Raw genomic sequence first — 22,752 nt, forward strand, 5'->3', positions numbered from 1 at the left:
GCTGTACGGCTCCTTCGGCTCGCCTCGTACGCGGTTACTTACCCGGAACCCGGATGATCAGCGCATCGCCCTGACCGCCGCCACCGCACAGGGCCGCGGCGCCGACGCCGCCGCCCCGCCGGCGCAGTTCCAGCGCGAGGTGCAGCACGATCCGGGCTCCGGACATGCCGATCGGGTGTCCCAGGGCGATCGCGCCGCCGTTGACATTCACCTTTTCCGGGGACACCCCGAGGTCCTTCATTGACTGCACGGCGACCGCCGCGAACGCCTCGTTGATCTCGATCAGGTCAAGATCCTCGACGGCCAGGCCGTCCTTGCCGAGTGCGTGGTTGATGGCGTTGGACGGCTGCGACTGGAGGGAGTTGTCGGGGCCGGCGACATTGCCGTGCGCGCCGATCTCCGCGATCCATTCGAGGCCCAGTTCCTCGGCCTTGGCCTTGCTCATCACGACCACCGCGGCCGCGCCGTCGGAGATCTGCGAGGAGGTGCCGGCGGTGATGGTGCCGTCCTTGGCGAAGGCGGGGCGCAGGTTGCCGAGGGACTCGGTGGTGGTCTCGCCGCGGATGCCTTCGTCCTGGCTGAAGATGACCGGGTCACCCTTGCGCTGCGGGATCTCGACCGGGGTGATCTCGGCCTCGAAGAGCCCGTTCTTCTGGGCGGCGGCGGCGCGCTGGTGGGACTGCGCGGCGATCTCGTCCTGCTCGGGGCGGGCGATGCCGAGACGGGTGTTGTGCTTCTCGGTGGACTCGCCCATGGCGACGCCTTCGTAGGCGTCGGTGAGGCCGTCGTGGGCCATCGCGTCGAGCATCTGCACGGCGCCGTACTTGTAGCCCTCGCGGGACTTGGGCAGCAGGTGCGGGGCGTTGGTCATGGATTCCTGGCCGCCCGCGACGACGACGTCGAACTCCCCGGCGCGGATCAGCTGGTCGGCGAGCGCGATGGCGTCGAGGCCCGAAAGACAGACCTTGTTGACGGTCAGGGCGGGGACGTTCATGGGGATGCCGGCCTTGATCGCGGCCTGGCGGGCCGGGATCTGGCCGGCGCCGGCCTGCAGGACCTGGCCCATGATCACGTACTGGACCTGGTCGCCGCCGATGCCCGCCCGATCGAGCGCCGCCTTGATGGCCACACCGCCCAGGTCGGCGCCGGAGAAGGTCCGCAGGGACCCCAGGAGGCGGCCCATGGGCGTTCGCGCTCCGGCCACGATCACTGAGGTGGTGCCGTTCGTGCCGTTCTTTGCAGACATGCGGTGCGGCCTTCCTTTGCAGGGAAGTTAACGAGGGTTCCCGTCAATGTACTGAGCGGTACGTCCCGGGTCACCGGGAAGCGGGTGTGATGGCGCGCACGTTGCGTAACCAGCTGTGTGAGCGGTGCACTGGAACCATGCTGACGCGAATCGATCACATCGGAATCGCCTGTTTCGACCTCGACAAGACCGTCGAGTTCTACCGTGCCACCTACGGGTTCGAGGTGTTCCACTCCGAGGTCAACGAAGAGCAGGGAGTCCGGGAGGCGATGCTCAAGATCAATGAGACGTCGGACGGCGGCGCCTCGTACCTCCAGCTCCTGGAGCCGACCCGGGAGGACTCCGCGGTGGGCAAGTGGCTGGCCAAGAACGGCGAGGGCGTCCATCACATCGCCTTCGGTACGGCGGACGTGGACACCGACTCCGCCGCCATCCGCGACAAGGGTGTCCGGGTGCTCTACGACGAGCCCAGGACGGGTTCGATGGGGTCCCGGATCACCTTCCTGCACCCCAAGGATTGTCACGGCGTGCTCACCGAACTGGTCACCGCCGCGCCCCCCGCCTCGACGGACCACTGACCTTCGCGTTCCCCGGCCGGTAGAGTGCAGCCTCGGCCGGGGTCAGAGCCTGTCTTTGTCTCCTGGCCGGATCAGCTCGGGGCGGCTGGTGTGTGCAATCGCAAGGCGGAACGTTCAGGTGGCGCGGCCATCCGGACGCTCCGGCCACACCGCGAGTGCGCGTACCAGGCGTTCCGAGCCCGGCCGGAGTGCGAGATTCGGACTCCACGGGGGTGGGGCTCGGTCCATACTCTGCCGATGATCTGACACCATTTCTTCGGAAGGGTCAGCTCCAGGGTCCGGAATCCGGTACGACGTGACGTGTACGGGACGAGGGCAGAAGGATGGAGCCGGCCGCCACCATGACCAGGGGACGGATGGGACCGCGCAGTGCGGGGCAACGACCGCTACGAGGCTGACGACCACCTCTCGCAGTTCGAAGCCGAGATGGAGCGGCTGAAGACCGAGCGGGACAAGGCCGTACAGCACGCCGACGATCTCGGCTATCAGGTCGAGGTGCTGCGCGCCAAGCTCCACGAGGCGCGCCGCAACCTCGCGACCCGCCCTGCCTACGACAACCTCAGCCACCAGGCCGAACAGCTGCTGCGCAACGCGCAGATCCAGGCCGACCAGCTGCGTTCGGACGCCGAGCGGGAGCTGCGCGATGCCCGTGCGCAGACTCAGCGGCTGCTGCAGGACCAGGCCGAGCGGCAGTCGCGGCTGGAGGCCGAGCTGCACTCGGAGGCCGTCACCCGCCGCCAGCGGCTCGACGAGGAGCTCAACGAGCGCCGGCAGACCGTCGAATCGCACGTCAACGAGAACGTCGCCTGGGCCGAACAGCTGCGCGCCCGTACGGAGTCGCAGGCGCGTCGGCTCATGGAGGAGTCCCGGGCGGAGGCCGAGCAGGCCCTGGCGTCGGCACGCGCCGAGGCGCAGCGGCTGGCCGAGCGGGCCCGGGAGCGGATGGGCACCGAGGCCGAGGAGGCCCGTGCCGAAGCGGAAAGCATCCTGCGCCGGGCGCGTACGGACGCCGAACGGCTGCTGAACGCCGCCTCCAACCAGGCCCAGGAGGCCACGGATCAGGCCGAGCAGCTGCGGACCAGCGCCGGCAGCGAGTCCGAGGAGGCGCGCCGCACCGCGGCCGAGCTGACACGGACCGCCGAGGCCCGCATCCAGGAGGCCGATACGGCGCTGCGCGAGGCGCGCGCCGAGGCGGAGAAGCTGGTCGACGAGGCACAGTCGAGCGCCACGAAGCGGCTGTCGGCCACCGAGTCGGAGAACGAACAGCGCACCCGTACGGCCAAGGCGGAGATCGCCCGCCTGGTGGGCGAGGCCACCAAGGAGGCCGAGGCGCTCAAGGCCGAGGCCGAGCAACTGCGCGCGGATGCCCGTACGGAGTCCGAGCGGCTGATCGCCGAGGCGCAGGAGAGTGCCCGGTCCCAGGCGGCGGAGGACTCCGCGGCGCAGCTGGCGAAGGCCGCGCGGACCGCGGAGGAGGTGCTGACCAAGGCGTCGGAGGACGCCAAGGCCACCACCAAGGCGGCCGCCGAGGAGGCCGAACGGCTGCGCAGCGACGCCGAGTCCGAGGCGGACCGGCTGCGTGAGCAGGCGCATGACACCGCGGCGCAGTTGAAGGGCGCGGCGAAGGACGACACCAAGGAGTACCGCGCCAAGACCGTCGAACTCCAGGAGGAGGCGCGGCGGCTGCGCGGCGAGGCGGAGCAGCTGCGGGCGGACGCGGTCGCCGAGGGCGAGCGGATCCGCAGCGAGGCGCGCCGGGAGGCCGTCCAGCAGATCGAGGAGGCGGCCGGTTCCGCCGAGGACCTGCTGGCCAAGGCGAAGTCCGATGCGGAGGAGACCCGTTCGGGTGCGGTCGCGGAGAGCGAGCGGGTCCGTACGGAGGCCATCGAGCGCGCCACGGCGCTGCGCCGGCAGGCCGAGGAGGCGTTGGAGCGGTCACGTTCCGAGGCCGAGGAGCTGCTGACGGAGGGTGCGCAGGCCGCCGAGATGGTGGCCTCGGAGGCGGAGGAGTCCGCCCGTCTGCTGCGCGCGGAGGCCGAGCAGGCCGTCGAGGAGCGCCGGGAAGAGGCGCAGGGCGAACTGACCCGGCTGCGTACGGAGGCCGAGGAGAAGGTCGCCGCCGCCGAGGAGGCGCTGCGCGACGCCCGCGCGGAGGCGGAGCGGCTGCGCCGGGAGACGCAGGAGGAGGCGGCCCGGCTCAAGGCGGAGGCCGCCGAGCGGCTGCGGACGCTGCAGCAGCAGGCCGAGGAAGAGGCCGAGCGGGTGCGCTCGGAGGCCGCTTCGGACGCCGCGACCGCGCGCTCCGAGGGCGAGTCGGTGGCGGTGCGGCTGCGCAGTGAGGCCGCGGCCGAGGCGGAGCGGCTGAAGGCGGAGGCGGCGGAGACCGCCGACCGGGTGCGCGCGGAGGCCGCGACGGCCGCCGAGCGTACGGGTACGGAGGCCGCGGAGGCGCTGGCCGCCGCCCAGGAGGAGGCCGCGCGCCGCCGCCGGGAGGCCGAGCAGCTGCTGGGCGAGGCCCGCGAGGAGGCCCACCAGGAGCGCACCGCGGCCCGCGAGCAGAGCGAGGAGCTGCTGGCGTCGGCCCGTACGCGGGTGAGTGAGGCGCAGACCGAGGCGGAGCGGCTGGTCGAGGAGGCGGACCGGCGTTCGGGTGAGCTGGTGGCCGCGGCCGAGCAGACCGCGCAGCAGGTGCGGGACGCCGTCGCGGGGCTGCACGAGCAGGCCGACGAGGAGATCGCCGGGCTGCGGTCGGCGGCCGAACACGCCGCGGAGCGCACGAAGTCCGAGGCGCAGGAGGAGGCGGACCGGGTCCGCTCGGACGCCTACGACGAGCGCGAGCGCGCCTCGGTGGACGCGGCGCGGGTGCGCCAGGAGTCGCAGGAGGCGTCGGAGGCCGCGAAGTCCCTCGCGGAGCGGGCGGTTTCGGAGGCCATCGAGGAGGCCGAGGGGCTGCGCGCGGAGGCGGCCGGTGTCCTCGACGCGGCGCGCAAGGACGTCGATACCGCGCGTGCGGAGGCCGCCGAGCAGGCCGACCAGCTGGTGTCGGAGGCGAGGGCGCAGGCCGAGGGGCTGGTCGCGGACGCCACGGCGAAGGCGCAGCAGCTGCGTACGGACGCGTCGGACGCGCTGGCGTCCGGCGAGCAGGACGCGGCGCGGGCGCGCGCGGAGGCGCGGGACGACGCCAACCGGATGCGGTCGGACGCCGCGGAGCAGGCCGACCGGCTGATCACCGAGGCGCGCACGGAAGCCGAACGGATCGTCACCGAGGCCAGCGAGCTGACGTCCTCGGCGCAGGACGACGCGGACCGTACGATCCGCGAGGCGCAGCAGACCGCGGACCGGTTGCGGGTCGAGGGCGAGCAGCGGGCGCACACGCTGGTCGCGGACGCCACGGAGACCTCGGAGCGGCTGCGGTCCGAGGCAGCCGAGGTGCTGGAGAAGGCGCGGACGGACGCCGAGCAGACCGGCGACCAGGCGCGGGAGGCGGCCAACAAGACGCGTTCGGACGCCGCCGAGCAGGCCGACGAGCTGATGACGGAGGCCGCTTCCGAGGCGGAGCGGCTGCGGTCGGAGGCGGCGGAGACCACCGCGGGCGCCGAGCGGGACGCGGACCGTACCCGCGCCGATGCCCGTGAGCAGGCGGACCGGATGATCGCCACGGCGACGGCCGAGGCGGACCGGCTGCGGTCGGAGGCGGCCGAGACCGTCACGTCCGCGCAGGAGCACGCCACGCGCACGCGTAGCGAATCCGCGAAGGTCAAGGAGGACGCGGAGGCGGCGGCGGAGCAGCTGCGGGCGCAGGCTCAGCAGGAGGCGGACGAGCTGCTGGACGAGGCCCGCAAGGACGCCGCGAAGCGTCGCGGGGATGCCGCGGAGCAGGCCGACCAGCTCGTCGCGAAGGCGCAGGAAGAGGCGCTGAAGGCGGCCACCGCCGCGGAGGAGCAGGCCGACGTGATGGTCGGTGCGGCCCGCAAGGAGGCGGACCGGATCGTCACGGAAGCGACCTCGGACGGCAACGCCCGGGTGGAGAAGGCGCGTACGGACGCGAACACGCTGCTGGGCGAGGCCCGTGGCGACGCCACGGCCATCAGGGAGCGTGCCGAGGAGCTGCGGGTGCGGATCGAGGCCGAGGTCGAGGAGCTGCACGACCGGGCCCGCCGCGAGTCGTCGGAGACGATGAAGAACGCCGGCGAGCGCGTCGACAAGCTCATCGCGCAGGCCACCGCCCAGCAGGTGGAGGCGCAGGAGAAGGCCGAGGAGCTGGTCTCGAACGCGAACAGCGAGGCGAGCAAGGTCCGGATCTCGGCGGTGAAGAAGGCCGAGGGCCTGATCAAGGAGGCCGAGAACAAGAAGGCCGAGGCGGTGCGCGACGCGGAGCGGATGCGGAGCGAGGCCGAGGCCGAGGCCGCCCGTATCGTCGACGAGGGCAAGCACGAGCTGGAGGTCCTGGTGCGCCGGCGCGAGGACATCAATACCGAGATCTCCCGGGTCCAGGATGTGCTGGAGGCGCTGGAGTCGTTCGAGACACCCGCGGGGGGCGCCGAGGGCAAGGGCGGCGTCAAGGCGGCCGCGGGAGCGGGCGCAACTCGTTCGAGTGGCAAGCAGTCTGAGGGGTAGCCACTCAAACGAGGGGTCATTCTCCACTTCAAACGGGCATTGACTCGATGACACGCCGTTGTGGCCCCTAGGATTCCCCTTATCACCTCACCGGTCTCTTTCGACAGGAACCCCATGAGCGACACATCCTCCCCATTCGGCTTCGAGCTCGTGCGGCGTGGGTACGACCGCGGTCAGGTGGACGACCGCATTACTAAGCTCGTCGCCGACCGTGACAGCGCGCTGGCCCGTATCACCTCGCTCGAGAAGCGCATCGAGGAACTGCACCTCGAAACGCAGAACGCCCAGGCCCAGGTCAATGACGCCGAACCTTCGTACGCGGGCCTCGGTGCGCGCGTGGAGAAGATCCTCCGTCTCGCCGAGGAGGAGGCCAAGGACCTGCGCGAGGAGGCCCGTCGGGCCGCCGAGCAGCACCGTGAGCTGGCCGAGTCGGCCGCCCAGCAGGTCCGTAACGACGCCGAGTCGTTCGCCGCCGAGCGCAAGTCGAAGGCGGAGGACGAGGGCGCCCGGATCGTCGAGAAGGCCAAGGGCGAGGCGTCCACGCTGCGTGCCGAGGCGCAGAAGGACGCGCAGTCCAAGCGCGAGGAGGCCGACTCCCTCTTCGAGGAGACCCGCGCCAAGGCCGCGCAGGCCGCCGCCGACTTCGAGACCAATCTCGCCAAGCGCCGTGAGCAGTCCGAGCGCGACCTGGCCTCGCGTCAGGCCAAGGCCGAGAAGCGTCTCGCCGAGATCGAGCACCGTGCCGAGCAGCTGCGCCTGGAGGCCGAGAAGCTGCGTACGGACGCGGAGCGCCGGGCCCGCCAGACGGTGGAGACCGCGCAGCGCCAGGCCGAGGACATCGTGGCGGACGCCAATGCCAAGGCCGACCGGATCCGCAGCGAATCGGAGCGCGAGCTGGCCGCTCTGACGAACCGCCGCGACTCGATCAACGCGCAGCTGACGAACGTCCGCGAGATGCTGGCGACGCTGACCGGTGCGGCCGTGGCCGCGGCCGGCACCCCCGGCGAGGAGGAGCCCGCCACCCGCGGCGTGCCCGCCCAGCAGTCCCGCTGAGACCCGCCTCAACCGTCGGCAGTCGGTCCCGCTGATCCCCCGTCGGCGGGCCGCGTTCCAGCGGCTCGATGCGCCCCCGTACCGCTTCCTTGCGGTGCGGGGGCGCGGTCGTGCCGGGACTCGTCCGGGCGGCTGTGCCCCGGTGGCGGGGGCTTCGGGGCGCGCCTAGCGTGCTGTACATGATCGAGCTCGAGGGGCTGACCAAGCATTATGGCGACAAGGTCGCCGTGGACCACCTCACGTTCACGGTGCGGCCCGGTGTCGTCACCGGCTTCCTCGGTCCCAACGGAGCGGGCAAGTCCACCACCATGCGGATGATGCTCGACCTGGACAACCCGACGGCGGGCACCGTCCGGATCGACGGCAAGCACTACCGGCAGCTGCGCGATCCGCTGACGTACATCGGGGCGCTGCTGGACGCGAAGGCGATGCACGGCGGCCGGAGCGCGTTCAACCATCTGCTGTGTCTGGCGCAGAGCAACGGCATCCCGCGCGCCCGGGTCGGTGAGGTGCTGGACACCGTCGGGCTGACGCCGGTCGCCAAGAAGCGGTCGAAGGGGTTCTCGCTCGGTATGGGCCAGCGGCTGGGTATCGCCGCGGCGCTGCTGGGCGACCCGGAAATCCTGATGTTCGACGAGCCGGTGAACGGCCTCGACCCGGAGGGCATCCACTGGATCCGCAATCTCATGAAGAACCTCGCAGGTCAGGGCCGTACGGTCTTCGTGTCCTCGCATCTGATGAGCGAGATGGCGCTGACCGCCGAGCATTTGGTGGTGATCGGGCAGGGCCGGCTGATGGCGGATACGTCGATGGCGGATTTCATCCACCAGAACTCGCGGTCGTATGTGCGGATGCGGTCGCCCGAGCAGGAGCGGCTGCTGGATGTGCTGCACGGCGAGGGCATCAAGGCGGTGGCGGTCGGCAACGGTTCGCTGGAGATCGACGGGGTGCCGGCGGACCGGTTGGGCGAGCTGGCGGCCCGAAAGCAGTTCGTCCTGCATGAGCTGAGCCCTCAGCAGGCTTCCCTGGAGGACGCCTTCATGCAGCTCACGGCGGAGTCGGTGGAGTATCACGCGCACGACGGCGAGCCGGTGGCGGTGCGGCCGGACGGTGCGGCGAACGCCCCGGTCGGGGCCGGCCCGCTGCCGGGGCCGCCGGGCGGCTGGGGTGCGGACTGGCAGCAGAAGAAGGGGAGCTGACGATGGCGGCGGTCACCCAGGTCCTGCGCTCGGAGTGGACGAAGATCAAGTCGGTGCGGTCGACGGTGTGGACGCTGGGCATCGCGGTGGTGGTCACCGTCGGCCTGGGGGTGCTGATCTGCATCCTGGTCAGCAATGACTTCGACTCGATGTCGGTCCGGGACCGGCTCACCTTCGACGCCACCAACGTCAGCTTCGCGGGCATGGGCCTGGGCCAGCTCGCGATGATCGTCTTCGGGGTGCTGGTCGTCTCCAACGAGTACAGCACCGGCATGATCCGCACCTCGCTCGCCGCCGTCCCGCAGCGCGTCACCTTTCTCTTCTGCAAGCTGCTGGTGGCCACCCTGCTCGTCTTCGTCGTCGGCATGGCGACGAGCTTCGTGACGTTCTTCGCGGGGCAGGCGGTGCTGGGCGATCACCGGGCGCACCTCGGCGATCCGGGGGTGCTGCGCGCCGTCATCGGCGGCGGGCTCTACATGACGCTGATCGCGCTGTTCTCGATGGCGGTGGCCGCGATGCTGCGCAGTCCGATGCTGTCGCTGGGCATCCTGATGCCGTTCTTCTTCCTGATCTCCAACATCCTCGGCAATGTCTCCGCGACCCGGAAGGTCGGCCGCTATCTCCCCGACCAGGCGGGCCAGAAGGTCATGCAGGTGGTCGCGCCGGCCGACAACGACGTCCCGTACGGGCCCTGGGGCGGCCTGGGGATCATGATTGCCTGGGTGGCGGTCGCACTGATCTGCGGATTCGTCCTGCTGAAGAAGCGCGACGCGTAGCCGCTGCGCCGACCGCGGCCGACGGCCCCGGTGGTTGCACTTCGCTTCCGATTGACGGGAACCGTCAATGTGCGGATAGCCTCCTAACCCTCACGGGGGCACGAGGGCGCCTCTGCCCCGACCATCTCGCGAGGGGCGGAGAATGATCGAGGCAGTCGGCCTGACGAAGCGCTACGGCGCCAAGACGGCCGTGCACAACCTGTCGTTCCAGGTACGGCCGGGCACGGTCACCGGCTTCCTGGGGCCCAACGGCTCCGGCAAGTCGACGACGATGCGCATGATCCTTGGCCTGGACGCACCGACCTCCGGGCACGCCACCATCGGCGGCCACCCCTTCCGCAAGCTCCCCAACGCCCCCCGCCAGGTGGGCGCGCTGCTCGACGCCAAGGCGGTGCACGGCGGCCGCAGCGCGCGTCAGCATCTGCTGTCGCTCGCCCAGCTGTCCGGCATCCCGGCCCGCAGGGTCGACGAGGTGCTCGGCGTGGTCGGGCTGCAGGACGTCGCCAGGCGCCGCTCCAAGGGCTTCTCGCTCGGTATGGGGCAGCGGCTGGGCATCGCCGCCGCGCTGCTCGGCGATCCGCAGGTGCTGCTCTTCGACGAGCCGGTCAACGGCCTCGACCCCGAGGGCATCCTGTGGGTGCGCAACCTGATGAAGCAGCTGGCCTCCGAGGGCCGTACGGTCTTCGTCTCGTCGCACCTGATGAGCGAAATGGCGCTGACCGCCGAGCATTTGATCGTGATCGGTCGCGGCCAGCTCATGGCAGACATGTCGGTCAAGGAGTTCATCTCGGCCAACTCCGCCGATTTCGCCCGGGTGCGTACGCCGGACACCGAGCCGGAGCAGCGCGAGAAGCTGTCCGTCGCGGTCGGCGAGGCGGGCGGGCAGGCCACTCCCGAGAAGGACGGCGCGCTGCGGGTGACCGGCCTGCCGCTCCCCCGTATCAGCGACCTCGCCCATGACGCCGGTGTCCGCCTCTGGGAGCTGTCGCCGCACCAGGCGTCCCTGGAGGAGGCTTACATGCAGCTGACGCAGGGCGCCGTGGACTACCGCTCGACGGCCGACCAGCGGGCCGGCTTCCAGCAGGCCCAACCCGGATTCGCACCGCAGGGCGCTCCGGCCGGCTACCCGCCGATGGGACAGCCGCCGCACGGGCAGCCCGCACCGGGGTACGCCCCCGGGCAGCCCGGCGTCCCCGGTCCGGGGCAGCCGAACCCGTACGCGCAGCAGGACCCGTACGCCCAGCAGGCGCCCGGCGGGGCCCCGGTGCAGGGATACCCGCAGCCCGGCCCCGGCCAGAGCCAGGGTCATGGCGTCCCGTACGGGGCACCCGATCCGTACGGCGCGCCGAACCCCTACGGGCAGCAGCCGCCGCCCGCCGCGCCGATGCCGTCCGCCGACATGCCCACGCCGCACAACGAGGAAGCCCGATGACCAGCCCTCAGCAGCCGCAGCCCCAGCCGCAGCCTGAGCGCGGACCGAACGACACCGGTGGCCAGGGCCGGCCGATGCCGCCCGCGCCGCCGATGCCGCCCACCGCGCCGCAGGGCCCGCCGCCGCCCCCGCAGGGTCAGCCGGAGCAGCAGGCACCGCAGGCGCAGCCCGAGCAGCAGCCCGAGGCCGGCACGATGATGCTGCAGGCCCAGCAGCCACCGGAGCAGCCCGCCCCCAGGGAGGCGGGCACGATGATGCTCCAGGCGCAGCCGCTCCCGGACGCCCAGGCGCCGCAGCCGCTCGCCGCCCACGGGCCGGGCAAGGAGGCCGGCACGATGATGCTGCAGGCCCAGGCCCCGCCCCCGCAGCAGCCCCCGGCCCCGCAGCAGCAGCCGTACGCCGGCCCGCCGCAGGGTCAGGGTCAGCCCCAGGCGCCGCACCAGGGAATGCCCCCGCAGGGTCACCCCCAGCAGCACCCCGGCGCCAACTGGCAGGGCGGTCAGGGCGGTTATGTCTCTCCGATCCCGGTGCGCCGTACGCATCTCGGCCATGCGCTGGCCTCGGAGTGGACGAAGATCCGCTCGGTGCGCTCGACTATCTGGACGCTCAGCGCCCTGGTCGTGCTGATCGTCGGTCTCGGCCTGATGATCGCGCTCGCCCTGGGCTCGGAACGCGTGGTCGCGCCGAAGCTCGGACTGTCGTTCATCGGCGTCCTGCTGGGCACGCTGTGCATCATCCCGCTCGGCGTGCTGGTGATCTCCTCCGAGTACGGGACGGGGATGATCCGCACGACGATGACGGCCTGCCCCAGCCGGGGCCGGGTGCTCGCGGCCAAGGCGATCGTCTTCTTCGGGCTGTCCTTCGTCATCACGACGATCGCCACCAGCCTCGTCGCGCTCATCGGCTCCGGAATGCTGAACGGCCCGGATCCGACGACGGGTGAGTGGATGCGGGCCACCGTGGGCGCCGGCCTCTATGTGTCGACGCTCGGTCTGCTGGCGCTGTCCGTCGGCTCGCTGCTGCGGCACTCGGCGGGCGCCATCAGCGCCATGCTGGGGGTCGTGCTGCTGCCGATGCTGCTGGCGGTCTTCATGCTCGGCTCGGACAGCCTGAAGTCGGTCAGCCAGTCCCTGATCGAGTACTCGGTCCCCAACGCGCTGGCGTCGATGTACGGCAGCCCGTTCCTCGGGACGGATTCCGGTCCGCAGGGCTGGACCCCGCTCTTGATCCTCGCGGGTGTGACCGCGGTGGTGCTGGGCGGGGCGTTCGCCGCGCAGTCGCAGCGCGACGTGTAGGGATCAGGACCGGGTGCTTCAGTACCTGGGCGCGTTACGGGACCGCTGGAGCCGCGCGCTCCGGCGGTCCCGTGCGTTCCAGCACGCCTTGTGCCAGTGCCGCCGGTCGTCGACGTCGCCGTCCTGGGGCCAGGCGACGACATGCGGGACGCCGGGCGGGATCTCCTGGTCGCAGCCGGGGCAGCGGTAGCGCTTGCCCCCGCCGCCGCCCCCGATCTGCCGGACGACCCACTCCTCGCCGCGCCACTCCTCCTTGCGTTCCATGCCGTAGCGGTCCCCGCCCGCGTGCTCGGTGGGCTTCACACCGCCACGCTGGCGGTTTCGACGCGGAGACACTGGGCACCTCGGGAGATCTGTGGAGTCACGGGTTGTCACCAGCGTACGCGGCTCGGTCATGGGTAGGCGCGGCCCGGTGAGTTTCTGCGATCATCGGGAAATTTCGCGTCAGGCCGTGCCCTTGGCACGTGTCAGACGTTGTTGCCTGTAAGGGGGAAGTCGCGTCGGCTGCGAGGAGGCAGAGAGCGATGCGTGTGGGAGCTTTCATCCTGGCCGCTCAATTTCCCGGTCAGGGACAGGGGGAAGCACTGCACCGCGCGGTGCGCTCCGCGGAGATCGCGGAGGAGGCCGGGCTCGACGACGTCTGGCTGGCCGAACATCACTTCGTACCGTACGGCGTCTGCCCGAATGCGGTGACGCTGGCCGCGCTGCTGCTGGGGCGGACCCGCAGGATCGGGGTCGGGACGGCGATCAGTGTGCTGCCGACCCAGCATCCGGTCGCGCTGGGTGAGCAGGCGGCGCTGCTGCATCTCACCTCCGACGGCCGCTTCACCCTCGGCGTCGGCCGGGGCGGTCCGTGGGTGGACCTGGAGGTCTTCGGGTCCGGGCTCGCGGCGTACGACCACGGCTTCCCCGAGGCACTCGATCTGCTGCTGCGCTGGCTGCGCGAGCCCCGGGTCGGTGCGGCCGGCGAGCGTTATTCGTTCCGGGAGGTGGCCGTCGTGCCCCGGCCGGACGAGGCGCTGCCGCCGCCGGGCGGGACGTCCGGCGCGCCCGCCGGACCGCCGGTGGTGGTCGCCTGCACCTCTCCCAAGTCCGTCCGGCTGGCGGCCGGGCGCGGACTGCCGATGCTGCTCGGCATGCACTGCGGTGACGAGGAGAAGGCGGAGATGACCGCGCTGTGGCGCACCGCCGCGCTGGAGGCCGGCCGGGACGGTGACGAGGTCGCCGCGGTCGAGCATGTCTCGGCGGGGGTGGTGCAGATCGCCGACGCCCGCAGGGACGCCGCGGAGACCCTGACGAAGGCGATGCCCGGCTGGCTGCGGCAGGGTCTGGGCGCCCATGTGACGGTCGACGGCCGGTATCGCACGATGCGTGATCCGCTGGCCTATACGGAGTTGCTGTGCGGCCTGCATCCCGTCGGGCCGCCGCAGCTGTGCGCGGACCGGCTCGCGGCGTCGGCGGAGCGTACGGGCATCAAGAGGTTCGCTCTGCTCGTCGAGGGCTCCGGCGATCTCGCGGCCACCGAGGAGAACGTCCGGCGGCTCGGCGCCGAGGTGCTGCCGCAGTTGGGGTGACCTCGTCCGCTTCGGCGGGGTGGCGTACGGCAGGCTGCGGTAGCCGTTCATCGTGCGGTCCTACGAGGGCGCCGTGCTCCGAGGGAGTCATACGGCCGCGGTGGTGCTGCCGCTTGCGCACCGGTATGTGTGTGTCTCACACCGGATGCGCAGCGGCAGCAACTCCGATCAGCAGTCGCGCAGTTCGGGCGACTGATTCAGCAGCTGACCCCGAATGGAGGTGAAGCGGGCCAGGCGGTCGTCCACCGTCGGGTCGAGCGGGAAGACCGCGACCCGGTGGCAGTTCTGGAAGGCGAGACGCACACCGAAGTGGCGCTCCAACGACCCGCGTATGGCGTCACTCGCCAGTGCACGCAGCAATTGGCCACGCGCCTGCTCGTCCGGCGGCGGCGTCTGATTGTCGGCGAACTGTCCGCCGTCCACCTTCAGCTGAGCCACCAGAGAGCTGATCATCCCCCATGCGTAGGGCAGGGAGGTCCGGACGCAGTCGACAAACGCGGCTTCGTCGACCTCGCCTCGCTCGGCCTGTTCGAGGAGGGCCGGTGAGACGTCGAGCGACATGAGGTTCTCCTCTCGCGGCCCCGCCGGGGACGGGGCCTCAGGGATGGGACTAGGGGGAACTGCGACGGAGCGTGTTCGATTCGCGACCCCCTGCTTCAACGGTATGCCGCGCAAGGGGCCCGCACCAGGAGATTGCACATACAACCGGCCATTGGCGAACAGGTCGATCCAGGGGCGAATCGCGTGGGTGGCCCCAAGTCGAGTAGCGTGACGCCCCATGCGTCTCGTCATCGCCCGCTGCTCCGTGGACTACGCGGGCCGGCTCACTGCCCACCTCCCCTCGGCCCCCCGCCTCATCCTGGTGAAAGCGGACGGCTCCGTCTCGATTCACGCGGACGACCGCGCCTACAAACCGCTCAACTGGATGTCCCCGCCCTGCTCCCTCAAGGAGGGGGACGGCGATGTGTGGACGGTCGAGAACAAGGGCGGCGAGAAGCTCATCATCACCCTGGAGGAGGTCATCCACGACTCCTCGCACGAACTCGGCGTCGACCCGGGCCTCATCAAGGACGGTGTGGAGGCGCACCTCCAGGAGCTGCTGGCCGACCGTATCGAAACCCTCGGCGAGGGCTATTCACTGATTCGGCGTGAATACCCCACCGCCATCGGCCCGGTGGATATCTTGTGCCGGGACGCCGATGGGCAGACCGTCGCCGTCGAGATCAAGCGGCGCGGCGAGATCGACGGTGTCGAGCAGCTCACCCGCTATCTCGAACTCCTCAACCGCGACCCGCACTTGGCGCCCGTCAAGGGCATCTTCGCAGCTCAGGAGATCAAGCCGCAGGCGCGGGTGCTGGCGACCGACCGCGGTATCGGCTGTGTGGTGCTCGACTACAACGCACTGCGCGGCATCGAGGACGACAAGCTGCGCCTCTTCTGAGCCCTGGGCGTCCGTGAGCTTCCGCGCTCACGGCCTCCGATCGCTCGCTGACCCACGCCGGCCGCCTGAGGGCGCCGCCGGCAGCACGACGGCCCGGTACGCCTGTACCGGGCCGTCGTGCTGTGCGGGTGCCGTACGCGGTGGAGCGCGGCCGTCAGCCGCCGGGCGTCGCGGAGGTGCCGTCCCCGGTGCCCGACGCGTCGTCGGAGGGGGTGTCCTCGGTGGCCGGGGTGTTCGCGTCGGACGAGGTCGAGGAGGAAGCAGGCGACGACGAGGACGGGGCGCCGGAGGTGGCCGACTCCCCGCCGCTGGGGCTCGCACCCGACGGGCTGCTGGTCGTCTGTGACGGGCTTTCAGAGGTCGGCTCGCCGGTCGGCGTCGGGTCGGTGGGCCCGTCGGTGGGCTTGTCCGTCGGCGTCGGGTCGGTGGGCCTGCCCGTCGGCGGGTGGGTCGGCCGGGTCGGCTTGCCGGTGGGCGTGGTGGGCTTGTCCGTCGGCCTGGTCGGGTCCGTCGACGGATCGGTGGGGGTGCCGGGGTCGCTGGGCGAGCCACTGGTGGCGGGACCGCCGGTCGACGCGGAGGGGCTGTCCTTGTGGCTGGGCGAGCCGGGCCCGGACGTGCCCGGGGCGGGCGGCAGGCTCGACCCGGTGGCGGGCTGGTCGGCCGGCAGGTCCGCGCTTCCGTCGTCGTCCGTGCTCTGTTCCGTGGTGACCTTGTCGCCCTTGGCGTCGTCCCCGTCGGAGGTCGCACCGAGGGTGACGACGGTGCCGAGGACCGCGGCCAGCAGCGCTCCGGCGCCCGCGGCGACGAGGTTGCGGCGGGCGCCGCCGAAGACGGCCCGCCGCTGTCCCTTGTGGCTGCCGCTCGGGCCCGTGTCCGCGGTGGCGGTCGGGGCCGTCGCAGCCACGGTGGCGCCGGCGCCCAACGCCGTGGCGCCGAGAGCCAGGACGGCCGGTGCCGGTGTGTCCTTGGCGCGCGGCGGGACCCGCAGCTTGGCGGTCGCCGGTCCGTCGGACGCCGTTCCGGGCGGTGTCGCAGCGGTCTGCGTGCCGGGAGTGACCTTCGGGAAGCCGGTCTTCGACGTGGGTGCCGAGGCGGCCCGCGAACGGTCGGTGACCAGGGCGAGCGCCCGTCGTCCGGCGACCGCGCCGTCGCGGTCGGAGAGCACCCCGCGCAGCCCGATGGACGCCTCCAGTTCGGCGCGCGCACGGTCGACGCTGCCGGTACACAGGGCGAGGACGCCCAGCTCGTGGTGGAAGTAGGCCTCCTCCGCGACCTGGCCGGCCAGCCGCGCAGCCTCCTGGCCGTGCCGCAGGCTCCGCTCCCAGGCGCTCCAGTGCAGCGCCGCGGCGAAGGCGGGCGCCGCCGTACGGGCGAGCAGGACGGCCGCGCTGGGGTGTCCGCTCTCCCGGCTTCCGGTCAGGACGGCCATCGCGGCCAGGACGGCGTCGGCCTCGGCGGCGGCCCGCTCGGGGACGACCGAGGGGTGGCCGGCCCACCAGGCGTAGTGCTGGGCGGTGGTGTGCGCGCGGGCGGCGGCGCCCTCGGCGTATCCGGCGGCCTCCAGCTGGTCCTGGACGGTCACGGCGAGCCGGTAGTGGGTTCCGGCGGGGGTGATCAGCCCGCAGCCCAGCAGGTCGCCGAGGGCGGCGTCGGCGTGGGTGTCCTGGGTGAGCGCCGGCAGATGGGCCTGGTGCGGCAGTTCGCCGCCGAGCGCGACCGCGAAGCGCAGCGTCTCCTGTGCTGCGGCGCCGAGGCGGGCGGCGAGCAGGGGTGCGGGCGCGGCGGCTTCGCCGAGAGACGGCAGCCGCTCCTCGGGCCGGTCGCCGGGCTCCGCGGCGGGGTCCTTCGAATCGTCGGGGAAGAGGCCGTAGCCGTCATCGAGGGCGCCGGCGCCGGCCCGCAGCCGGTCGCGCTGGCGCAGCAGCGCGGCGGCCTGGACGAAGCGCAGGGGCAGGCCCTCGGACTCGAACCACAGGTCGGCGGCCCAGGACTCTTCGTCGTCGGTGAGCGGCCGGTCGACGGCACGCTCCAGCAGCCGCACGCAGGCGCCGCGGCCGATGCCGCCGATGAAGACCTCTTCGAGGTGCGATGCGGGGCTGGGGGCTGCGACGTCGGGGGTGGCGGCGACGAGGAAGGCGCACTCGGGGGTGGCTTCCAGCAGCTCGTCGAGGGCGGCGCCGCCGAATTCCAGGTCGTCGAGGACGACGATCGCGCCGATGCCGCCGAGGTACCGCAGAAGCTCGGGGCGGTCGGGGCGGTGCTGCGGGGCGCGGTGGACGGCGGCGAACAGCGCGTACAGCACGTCGGTGGGGGTGCGGTGGTAGCCGGAGAGCCGGACGACGCCGTCGGGGGCGAGGTCGGCGCAGGCGGTGGCGACGGCGTCCAGGAGGCGGGTGCGGCCGGATCCGGAGGGGCCGGTGACGCGTACGGAGCGGCCGCGGGAGAGGAGCCGTACCAGGCGCCGGGTGTCTTCGTCGCGCTCTTCGAGGGCGATCTCGTGCCCGGCGAATCCGGGCGGGCCCGGGGGCAGCGGGGGTGCCGCGGCGCGGGCGGCCTCGACGCGTTCCTGGGGGCCGAGCTTGCCGGGGGCGGCGGGGCGTTCGCCGGGCGGGCAGGGTTCTATCTCGCTGCCGTCGACGGGGTTGACGGTGACGAGGTAGGTGCCGGCGACGAGCTGGACGACGCGGGCGGGGCCGCCGGATCCGCCCTGCGTCCCGCCGAATACGGGGGCCGGCGGTTCGGCGGGGCGGTCCTGCTCGCCGTACTCCTCGGGTCCCCGGTGGGGGTTCGGGTCCATGCTGCAAGCTCCCAGGTGTGGCGTGCCGAATGCGCTTCCGGCCGTCCGCACTCCCCCGGCTCCGGCGGGTTGCCCTCAGCCGTCGCGTCTGGTCCGGTGCCCGCCGCGGATGATGGCATACGACGGGGAACCGAACCATAGACCGGGAGAACGGACCGGCACACCACTGGGGTCGATTCCTGACCGGATGATCCCGATGTAATGCAGTTCCTGTCGTTTTACGACTTGTCCGGTCTGTGATCTTGACCGGACGGGCTCCGAACCTTCGCCGGCAGCGGCGGTTCGGGCCGGCGGAGACTCAGACCCGCGGAAGCGATTCCGCTTCGATGCCGCCCTCGATGGCGAGGATGCGGTGCAGCCGGGTGGCGACCAGCAGCCGCTGCATCTGGGGCGGCACGCCGCGCAGCACGAGGCGGCGGTTGACCCGGCCCGCGCGGCGGTGCGCGCCCATGATCACGCCGAGGCCGGTGGCGTCCCAGGAGTCCAGCTCGGTCAGATCCAGCACCAGATCGCCCCGACCGGAGTCGACGGCGGCATGCAGAGCCGTACGGGCGTCCGCCGCGCTGCGGACATCGAGGCGGCCCCCGACGACCAGCTCGACGTGATCGCCCCTGATGTGCATATGCGCTCCCCGGAGTGTGGGTACTCGTGTCTTCAGGTCTACAGAACTGACTGCCTCTCGCACGGCGAAGTTGCCGCCTGTAAGCGAACCGATACCGAATTCACCCTGGCGGGTGAGCCCATCGGGCCCCGTCCGGCGACGGGGCCCCTGACGCGGCATCAGTGCTCGTAGAAGCCCTGCCCACTCTTGCGACCGATATCGCCCGCATCGACCATCCGGCGCATGCTCTCCGGCGGTGCGAACTTCTCGTCCTGGGACTCGGTGTAGATGTTCTCGGTGGCGTGCATCAGGATGTCGATGCCCGTCAGGTCGGCGGTGGCCAGCGGCCCCATCGCGTGACCGAAGCCCAACTTGCAGGCGATGTCGATGTCCTCGGCACTCGCCACGCCCGATTCGTGCAGCTTCGCGGCCTCGACGACCAGCGCCGAGATCAGGCGGGTGGTGACGAAACCGGCGACGTCGCGGTTGACGACGATGCAGGTCTTGCCGACGGACTCGGCGAACTCCCGCGCGGTGGCGAGGGCTTCGTCGCTGGTCTTGTAGCCGCGCACCAGCTCACACAGCTGCATCATCGGCACCGGCGAGAAGAAGTGCGTGCCGACGACCCGCTCGGGGCGGGAGGTGGCCGCGGCGATCTTGGTGATCGGGATGGCGGAGGTGTTGGAGGCCAGCACCGCGTCGTCCTTGGCGATCTTGTCCAGCGTCTGGAAGATCTCCCGCTTGACCTCGACCTTCTCGAAGACGGCCTCGACAACGATATCGGCGTCGGCGACGGCTTCCATGTCGGTCGTGGTGGTGATGCGCGCCAGCGCCTGCTCGGCGGCGGCCGCCTCCAGCTTGCCCTTGGCGACGAACTTCTCGTACGAGGCCTCGATGCCGCCCCTGCCGCGGGCCAGCGCCTCGTCCGTCACATCGCGAAGGACGACGTCCCAGCCCGCCTGGGCCGAGACCTGCGCGATACCGGACCCCATGAGTCCGGCTCCGATGACGGCGAGCTTCTTTGCCACTGCTGTCCCCTCACACCCTGTGCATTTGAGAACCCGTCACGGGCCCGGCCGATCGGCTCGGGGTGGCGTGCCAGGCTCTGGCTCTCAGGGTGACGTTAGCGGTCGTGAGCGATCCTTTGGGGGGTTAGAGATGCGCGTCACGTCTCACATGACGGACGTCACACCGACGGAGTGCGGACAACGGCCGGAAACCCGTCAGGCGGCCGTCATTCGCCCGCCCGTACGGCGTAGTTGAGCACCTTCTCGCCGAGCAGGTCCGCCATCTCGTCGAGCAGGACGAGCATTTCCCGGGAGACCTCGGCCGGTTTGCGGCCGGCGGCCATCTGCCGCCCGATGGCGCTGAAGAGGGTTCCGTGCAGCCAGTTGAGCTGCCCGGCCACCAGCGTCGGCATCGGGTCCCCGTCCGGGGCGCCGGTCTCCTCGCGGAGGGTCTCTTCGAGGTTGTCCTGCTGCTCCTGCTGGAGATACCAGAGGCGGGCCTTGAGGGTGGCGGCACCGTGGATGACGCGCATGAAGCGGTCGTAGCCCTCCATCAGCCCGACCCGCGGCGAGACCGCCTCGACCTCCTCGCGCAGCTCACGCAGCACGGCGGCGGCCGCGGACTCCCCCACCGCGCGGCCGCGTACGCAGCGCGACAGCCGCTCGACGACACCCTTGCTGCGGTCGAAGAAGAGGTCTTCCTTCGCCGGGAAGTAGTTGTAGACGGTGTTCACGGAGACCTCACAGGCCTCGGCGATCTCCGCGACCGTCACGGCGTCGAAGCCGCGCTCCAGGAAGAGGCCGGTGGCCACGTCGGAGATGTACTGGCGGGTCTGCCGCTTTTTGCGCTCCCTGAGTCCCTCTGCCATGCACTCATCGTAGGCGCGGTTGGGTGCGGGCCAAAGTTGGGGGCAAGATATTTTTGGTGCCATTGCAAAATTTAACTGGCTCTGTTTTTCTGAGGACATGGCAGTCATCACCACGACCGGGCTGACCCGGACGTTCACCACCAAGAGCGGCCCCGTCGAGGCCGTACGCGGTATCGACCTGACCGTCGAACGCGGCGAGATCCTCGGCTTCCTCGGCCCCAACGGCGCCGGCAAGACCACCACCCTGCGGATGCTCTGCACGCTCCTCGCCCCCACCGGCGGCAGTGCGACCGTCGCGGGCTGCGACCTCGCCCGCGACCCGGCCGGGGTGCGCGCCGGAGCCGGTTATGTCGCCCAGTCCGGCGGCGTCGACCCGCATGTCCCGGTACGCGAGGAACTCGTCACCCAGGCGCGGCTCTACCACCTCGGCAAGCGAGAAGCGGTGCTGCGCGCCGAGGAATTGGCGGTCGATCTCGGCCTCGCCGGGCTGCTGGACCGCACCTGCGGGACCCTGTCGGGCGGTCAGCGACGGCGGCTGGACCTCGCGATGGGGCTGCTGCACCGCCCCGAGGTGCTCTTCCTGGACGAGCCGACGACGGGCCTCGACCCGGGCAGCCGGGCCGACCTGTGGGACCTGGTCCGCCGTATCCGCACCGACCACGGCACCACGGTCTTCCTGACCACCCACTACCTCGACGAGGCCGATGCGCTCGCCGACCGGCTGGTGATCGTCGACAAGGGAGTGGTCGTCGCGGACGGCACGCCGGACACCCTCAAGCGCACCCACACCGGATCGGCCGGCTCGTCCCTCCAGGACACCTTCCTCGCCATCACCGGACGCGGCGCGACACCCCAGGACTCCGCCCCCGTCGCCGTCTGACCCCTCCAGCCCCCCCCAGGAGCACCCCTTGTCCCCTTCCCTGTCCGACTTCCTCTCCGACACCGGGCTGATCTTCGGGCGCTACGCCCGCCAGACCCTGCGCTCCAAGGTCCAGATGCTCTTCGGCGTGCTGATGCCGCTGCTGTATCTGCTCTTCTTCGGCCCGCTGCTGACCGATCTGCCGCTGGGCTCGGCCGGCAGCTCCTGGCAGGTTCTGGTGCCCGGCCTGCTGCTCCAACTCAGCCTGTTCGGCGCCTCGTTCTGCGGTTTCGGGATCATCGTCGAGAAGCAGTACGGCGTGCTGGAGCGGATGCGGGTGACCCCGGTCAGCCGGCTGGCGCTGCTGCTGGGGAGGGTGCTGCGGGATGCCGCGCTCTTCGTCTTCCAGTCCGTGCTGCTGGTGCTCGCGGCGCTGGCCATGGGGCTGCGCGCCCCGCTGCCCGGCATCCTCGTCGGCTTCGCCTTCGTCGCCGTGCTGACCGTCGCGCTCGCCTCGCTGTCATACGCACTGGCCGTCAAGGTCACCGCGCCGCAGGAGTTCGGACCGGTCATCAACGCCGTCACCATGCCCTCGATGCTGCTGTCGGGGCTGATGCTGCCGATGACACTGGGGCCCGGATGGCTCGATGTGCTCTCGCACTTCATGCCGTTCCGCTACCTCGTGGACGCCGTGCGGTCCGCGTTCACCGGTGACTACGCCTCGGCGTCCGTGCTCCACGGCAGCCTCGTGGCGCTCGCCCTGGCCGCCGCCTCCGTGACCCTTTGCACACGGGCCTTCCGCAGGTCCGCGGCGTAGGCTCGCCCGTATGGTGAATCTGACGCGCATCTACACCCGCACCGGCGACAAGGGCACCACCGCCCTCGGCGACATGAGCCGTACCGCCAAGACCGATTCGCGGATCTCGGCCTACGCGGACGCCAACGAGGCCAACGCGGCACTCGGTGTGGCCCTGGCGCTCGGTTCCCTGCCGGACGAGATCACCACCGTGCTGCTGCGCGTGCAGAACGACCTCTTCGACGTCGGCGCCGACCTCGCCACGCCGGTGGTGGAGAACCCCGAATTCCCGCCGCTGCGCGTCGAACAGAGCTATATCGACAAGCTGGAGGCCGACTGCGACCGCTTCCTGGAAGAGGTGGAGAAGCTGCGCAGCTTCATCCTCCCGGGCGGTACGGCGGGCGCGGCGCTGCTCCACCAGGCGTGCACGGTCGTACGGCGCGCGGAGCGTTCGACCTGGACGGCGTTCGAGGAGCACGGCGAGACCATGAACCCGCTGACCGCGACGTACCTCAACCGCCTCTCCGACCTGCTGTTCATCCTGGCGCGCTGCGCCAACAAGGAGGTCGGGGACGTGCTGTGGGTGCCGGGCGGCGAGCGCTGACCACC

The 22,752-nt window shown here is 71.5% G+C and carries 19 protein-coding genes; 12 read left to right on the plus strand and 7 right to left on the minus strand.

Going from position 1 to position 22,752, the window contains the following annotated elements; all coding sequences use genetic code 11:
- Positions 1–34: 34 nt before the first annotated feature.
- Entirely contained in the window at positions 35–1,210 is a 1,176-nt protein-coding gene (locus ACIRQ7_RS01625; protein ID WP_404260048.1) for an acetyl-CoA C-acetyltransferase, read from the minus strand.
- 173 nt (positions 1,211–1,383) lie between these two features.
- On the opposite strand from ACIRQ7_RS01625, the gene mce reads away from it, so the two are divergent.
- The 7 genes from mce to ACIRQ7_RS01660 all read left to right on the plus strand — a co-directional run bounded on the left by mce (position 1,384) and on the right by ACIRQ7_RS01660 (position 12,196).
- Complete coding sequence (gene mce / locus ACIRQ7_RS01630; RefSeq protein WP_404259082.1) at positions 1,384–1,824, plus strand: methylmalonyl-CoA epimerase; 441 nt, start codon at positions 1,384–1,386, stop codon at positions 1,822–1,824.
- Between the two features lie 426 nt (positions 1,825–2,250).
- The gene (scy, locus tag ACIRQ7_RS01635) at positions 2,251–6,441 is read left to right on the plus strand and encodes a polarized growth protein Scy (protein WP_404260050.1); all 4,191 of its coding nucleotides are present in this window, start codon (positions 2,251–2,253) and stop codon (positions 6,439–6,441) included.
- 114 nt (positions 6,442–6,555) lie between these two features.
- Entirely contained in the window at positions 6,556–7,494 is a 939-nt protein-coding gene (locus ACIRQ7_RS01640; protein ID WP_401463086.1) for a cellulose-binding protein, read from the plus strand.
- 179 nt (positions 7,495–7,673) lie between these two features.
- Positions 7,674–8,693 carry an ABC transporter ATP-binding protein gene (locus ACIRQ7_RS01645; RefSeq protein WP_404259083.1) on the plus strand — a complete coding sequence of 340 codons (1,020 nt, stop codon included), beginning with the start codon at positions 7,674–7,676 and terminating at the stop codon, positions 8,691–8,693.
- 2 nt (positions 8,694–8,695) lie between these two features.
- Positions 8,696–9,469 carry an ABC transporter permease gene (locus tag ACIRQ7_RS01650; RefSeq protein ID WP_404259084.1) on the plus strand — a complete coding sequence of 258 codons (774 nt, stop codon included), beginning with the start codon at positions 8,696–8,698 and terminating at the stop codon, positions 9,467–9,469.
- 142 nt (positions 9,470–9,611) lie between these two features.
- Entirely contained in the window at positions 9,612–10,901 is a 1,290-nt protein-coding gene (locus ACIRQ7_RS01655; RefSeq protein ID WP_404259085.1) for an ATP-binding cassette domain-containing protein, read from the plus strand.
- 446 nt (positions 10,902–11,347) lie between these two features.
- Positions 11,348–12,196, plus strand: coding sequence for an ABC transporter permease (locus ACIRQ7_RS01660; protein ID WP_404260052.1), 849 nt, complete (start codon positions 11,348–11,350; stop codon positions 12,194–12,196).
- A gap of 18 nt (positions 12,197–12,214) precedes the next feature.
- On the opposite strand, the gene ACIRQ7_RS01665 is transcribed toward ACIRQ7_RS01660, so the two are convergent.
- Positions 12,215–12,532, minus strand: a complete 318-nt coding sequence (locus ACIRQ7_RS01665; protein WP_401463078.1) for an ATP/GTP-binding protein — start codon at positions 12,530–12,532, stop codon at positions 12,215–12,217.
- 188 nt (positions 12,533–12,720) lie between these two features.
- On the opposite strand from ACIRQ7_RS01665, the gene ACIRQ7_RS01670 reads away from it, so the two are divergent.
- Complete coding sequence (locus ACIRQ7_RS01670; RefSeq protein WP_404259087.1) at positions 12,721–13,770, plus strand: LLM class flavin-dependent oxidoreductase; 1,050 nt, start codon at positions 12,721–12,723, stop codon at positions 13,768–13,770.
- A gap of 168 nt (positions 13,771–13,938) precedes the next feature.
- On the opposite strand, the gene ACIRQ7_RS01675 is transcribed toward ACIRQ7_RS01670, so the two are convergent.
- Positions 13,939–14,331, minus strand: coding sequence for an SCO5389 family protein (locus tag ACIRQ7_RS01675; RefSeq protein WP_401463074.1), 393 nt, complete (start codon positions 14,329–14,331; stop codon positions 13,939–13,941).
- Between the two features lie 217 nt (positions 14,332–14,548).
- On the opposite strand from ACIRQ7_RS01675, the gene nucS reads away from it, so the two are divergent.
- Positions 14,549–15,211, plus strand: a complete 663-nt coding sequence (nucS, locus tag ACIRQ7_RS01680) for an endonuclease NucS (RefSeq protein ID WP_401463072.1) — start codon at positions 14,549–14,551, stop codon at positions 15,209–15,211.
- 154 nt (positions 15,212–15,365) lie between these two features.
- On the opposite strand, the gene ACIRQ7_RS01685 is transcribed toward nucS, so the two are convergent.
- From ACIRQ7_RS01685 to ACIRQ7_RS01700, 4 genes are all read right to left on the minus strand, one after another.
- Positions 15,366–18,011, minus strand: coding sequence for an ATP-binding protein (locus ACIRQ7_RS01685; protein WP_404259089.1), 2,646 nt, complete (start codon positions 18,009–18,011; stop codon positions 15,366–15,368).
- A 298-nt stretch (positions 18,012–18,309) separates the two neighbouring features.
- Entirely contained in the window at positions 18,310–18,633 is a 324-nt protein-coding gene (locus tag ACIRQ7_RS01690) for an STAS domain-containing protein (RefSeq protein ID WP_401463068.1), read from the minus strand.
- A gap of 158 nt (positions 18,634–18,791) precedes the next feature.
- Positions 18,792–19,640 (minus strand): 3-hydroxyacyl-CoA dehydrogenase family protein, encoded by an 849-nt coding sequence (locus ACIRQ7_RS01695; protein WP_401463066.1) that lies wholly within the window; start codon positions 19,638–19,640, stop codon positions 18,792–18,794.
- Between the two features lie 206 nt (positions 19,641–19,846).
- Positions 19,847–20,488: a TetR/AcrR family transcriptional regulator gene (locus ACIRQ7_RS01700; protein WP_404259090.1), complete on the minus strand. Its 642-nt coding sequence runs from the start codon at positions 20,486–20,488 to the stop codon at positions 19,847–19,849.
- A 97-nt stretch (positions 20,489–20,585) separates the two neighbouring features.
- On the opposite strand from ACIRQ7_RS01700, the gene ACIRQ7_RS01705 reads away from it, so the two are divergent.
- From ACIRQ7_RS01705 to ACIRQ7_RS01715, 3 genes are read left to right on the plus strand one after another with little or no spacing between them, the layout of a single operon-like run.
- A complete protein-coding gene (locus ACIRQ7_RS01705; RefSeq protein WP_404259091.1) occupies positions 20,586–21,368 on the plus strand; it encodes an ABC transporter ATP-binding protein in 783 nt (260 codons plus the stop codon).
- Between the two features lie 40 nt (positions 21,369–21,408).
- Positions 21,409–22,164, plus strand: coding sequence for an ABC transporter permease (locus tag ACIRQ7_RS01710; protein ID WP_404260054.1), 756 nt, complete (start codon positions 21,409–21,411; stop codon positions 22,162–22,164).
- Positions 22,165–22,174: 10 nt separating this feature from the next.
- Entirely contained in the window at positions 22,175–22,747 is a 573-nt protein-coding gene (locus ACIRQ7_RS01715; RefSeq protein ID WP_404259093.1) for a cob(I)yrinic acid a,c-diamide adenosyltransferase, read from the plus strand.
- Positions 22,748–22,752 lie beyond the last annotated feature (5 nt).

Source organism: Streptomyces sp. NPDC101393 (assembly GCF_044767385.1).
In the GTDB taxonomy this organism is placed as follows: domain Bacteria; phylum Actinomycetota; class Actinomycetes; order Streptomycetales; family Streptomycetaceae; genus Streptomyces.

Coding starts and splice junctions, on each gene's coding strand:
- mce (WP_404259082.1), top strand. CDS start 1,384: ATGCTGACGCGAATCGATCACATCGGAATCGCCTGTTTCGACCTCGAC.
- scy (WP_404260050.1), top strand. CDS start 2,251: ATGGAGCGGCTGAAGACCGAGCGGGACAAGGCCGTACAGCACGCCGAC.
- ACIRQ7_RS01640 (WP_401463086.1), top strand. CDS start 6,556: ATGAGCGACACATCCTCCCCATTCGGCTTCGAGCTCGTGCGGCGTGGG.
- ACIRQ7_RS01645 (WP_404259083.1), top strand. CDS start 7,674: ATGATCGAGCTCGAGGGGCTGACCAAGCATTATGGCGACAAGGTCGCC.
- ACIRQ7_RS01650 (WP_404259084.1), top strand. CDS start 8,696: ATGGCGGCGGTCACCCAGGTCCTGCGCTCGGAGTGGACGAAGATCAAG.
- ACIRQ7_RS01655 (WP_404259085.1), top strand. CDS start 9,612: ATGATCGAGGCAGTCGGCCTGACGAAGCGCTACGGCGCCAAGACGGCC.
- ACIRQ7_RS01660 (WP_404260052.1), top strand. CDS start 11,348: ATGCCCCCGCAGGGTCACCCCCAGCAGCACCCCGGCGCCAACTGGCAG.
- ACIRQ7_RS01670 (WP_404259087.1), top strand. CDS start 12,721: ATGCGTGTGGGAGCTTTCATCCTGGCCGCTCAATTTCCCGGTCAGGGA.
- ACIRQ7_RS01675 (WP_401463074.1), bottom strand. CDS start 14,331: ATGTCGCTCGACGTCTCACCGGCCCTCCTCGAACAGGCCGAGCGAGGC.
- nucS (WP_401463072.1), top strand. CDS start 14,549: ATGCGTCTCGTCATCGCCCGCTGCTCCGTGGACTACGCGGGCCGGCTC.
- ACIRQ7_RS01685 (WP_404259089.1), bottom strand. CDS start 18,011: ATGGACCCGAACCCCCACCGGGGACCCGAGGAGTACGGCGAGCAGGAC.
- ACIRQ7_RS01690 (WP_401463068.1), bottom strand. CDS start 18,633: ATGCACATCAGGGGCGATCACGTCGAGCTGGTCGTCGGGGGCCGCCTC.
- ACIRQ7_RS01700 (WP_404259090.1), bottom strand. CDS start 20,488: ATGGCAGAGGGACTCAGGGAGCGCAAAAAGCGGCAGACCCGCCAGTAC.
- ACIRQ7_RS01705 (WP_404259091.1), top strand. CDS start 20,586: ATGGCAGTCATCACCACGACCGGGCTGACCCGGACGTTCACCACCAAG.
- ACIRQ7_RS01715 (WP_404259093.1), top strand. CDS start 22,175: ATGGTGAATCTGACGCGCATCTACACCCGCACCGGCGACAAGGGCACC.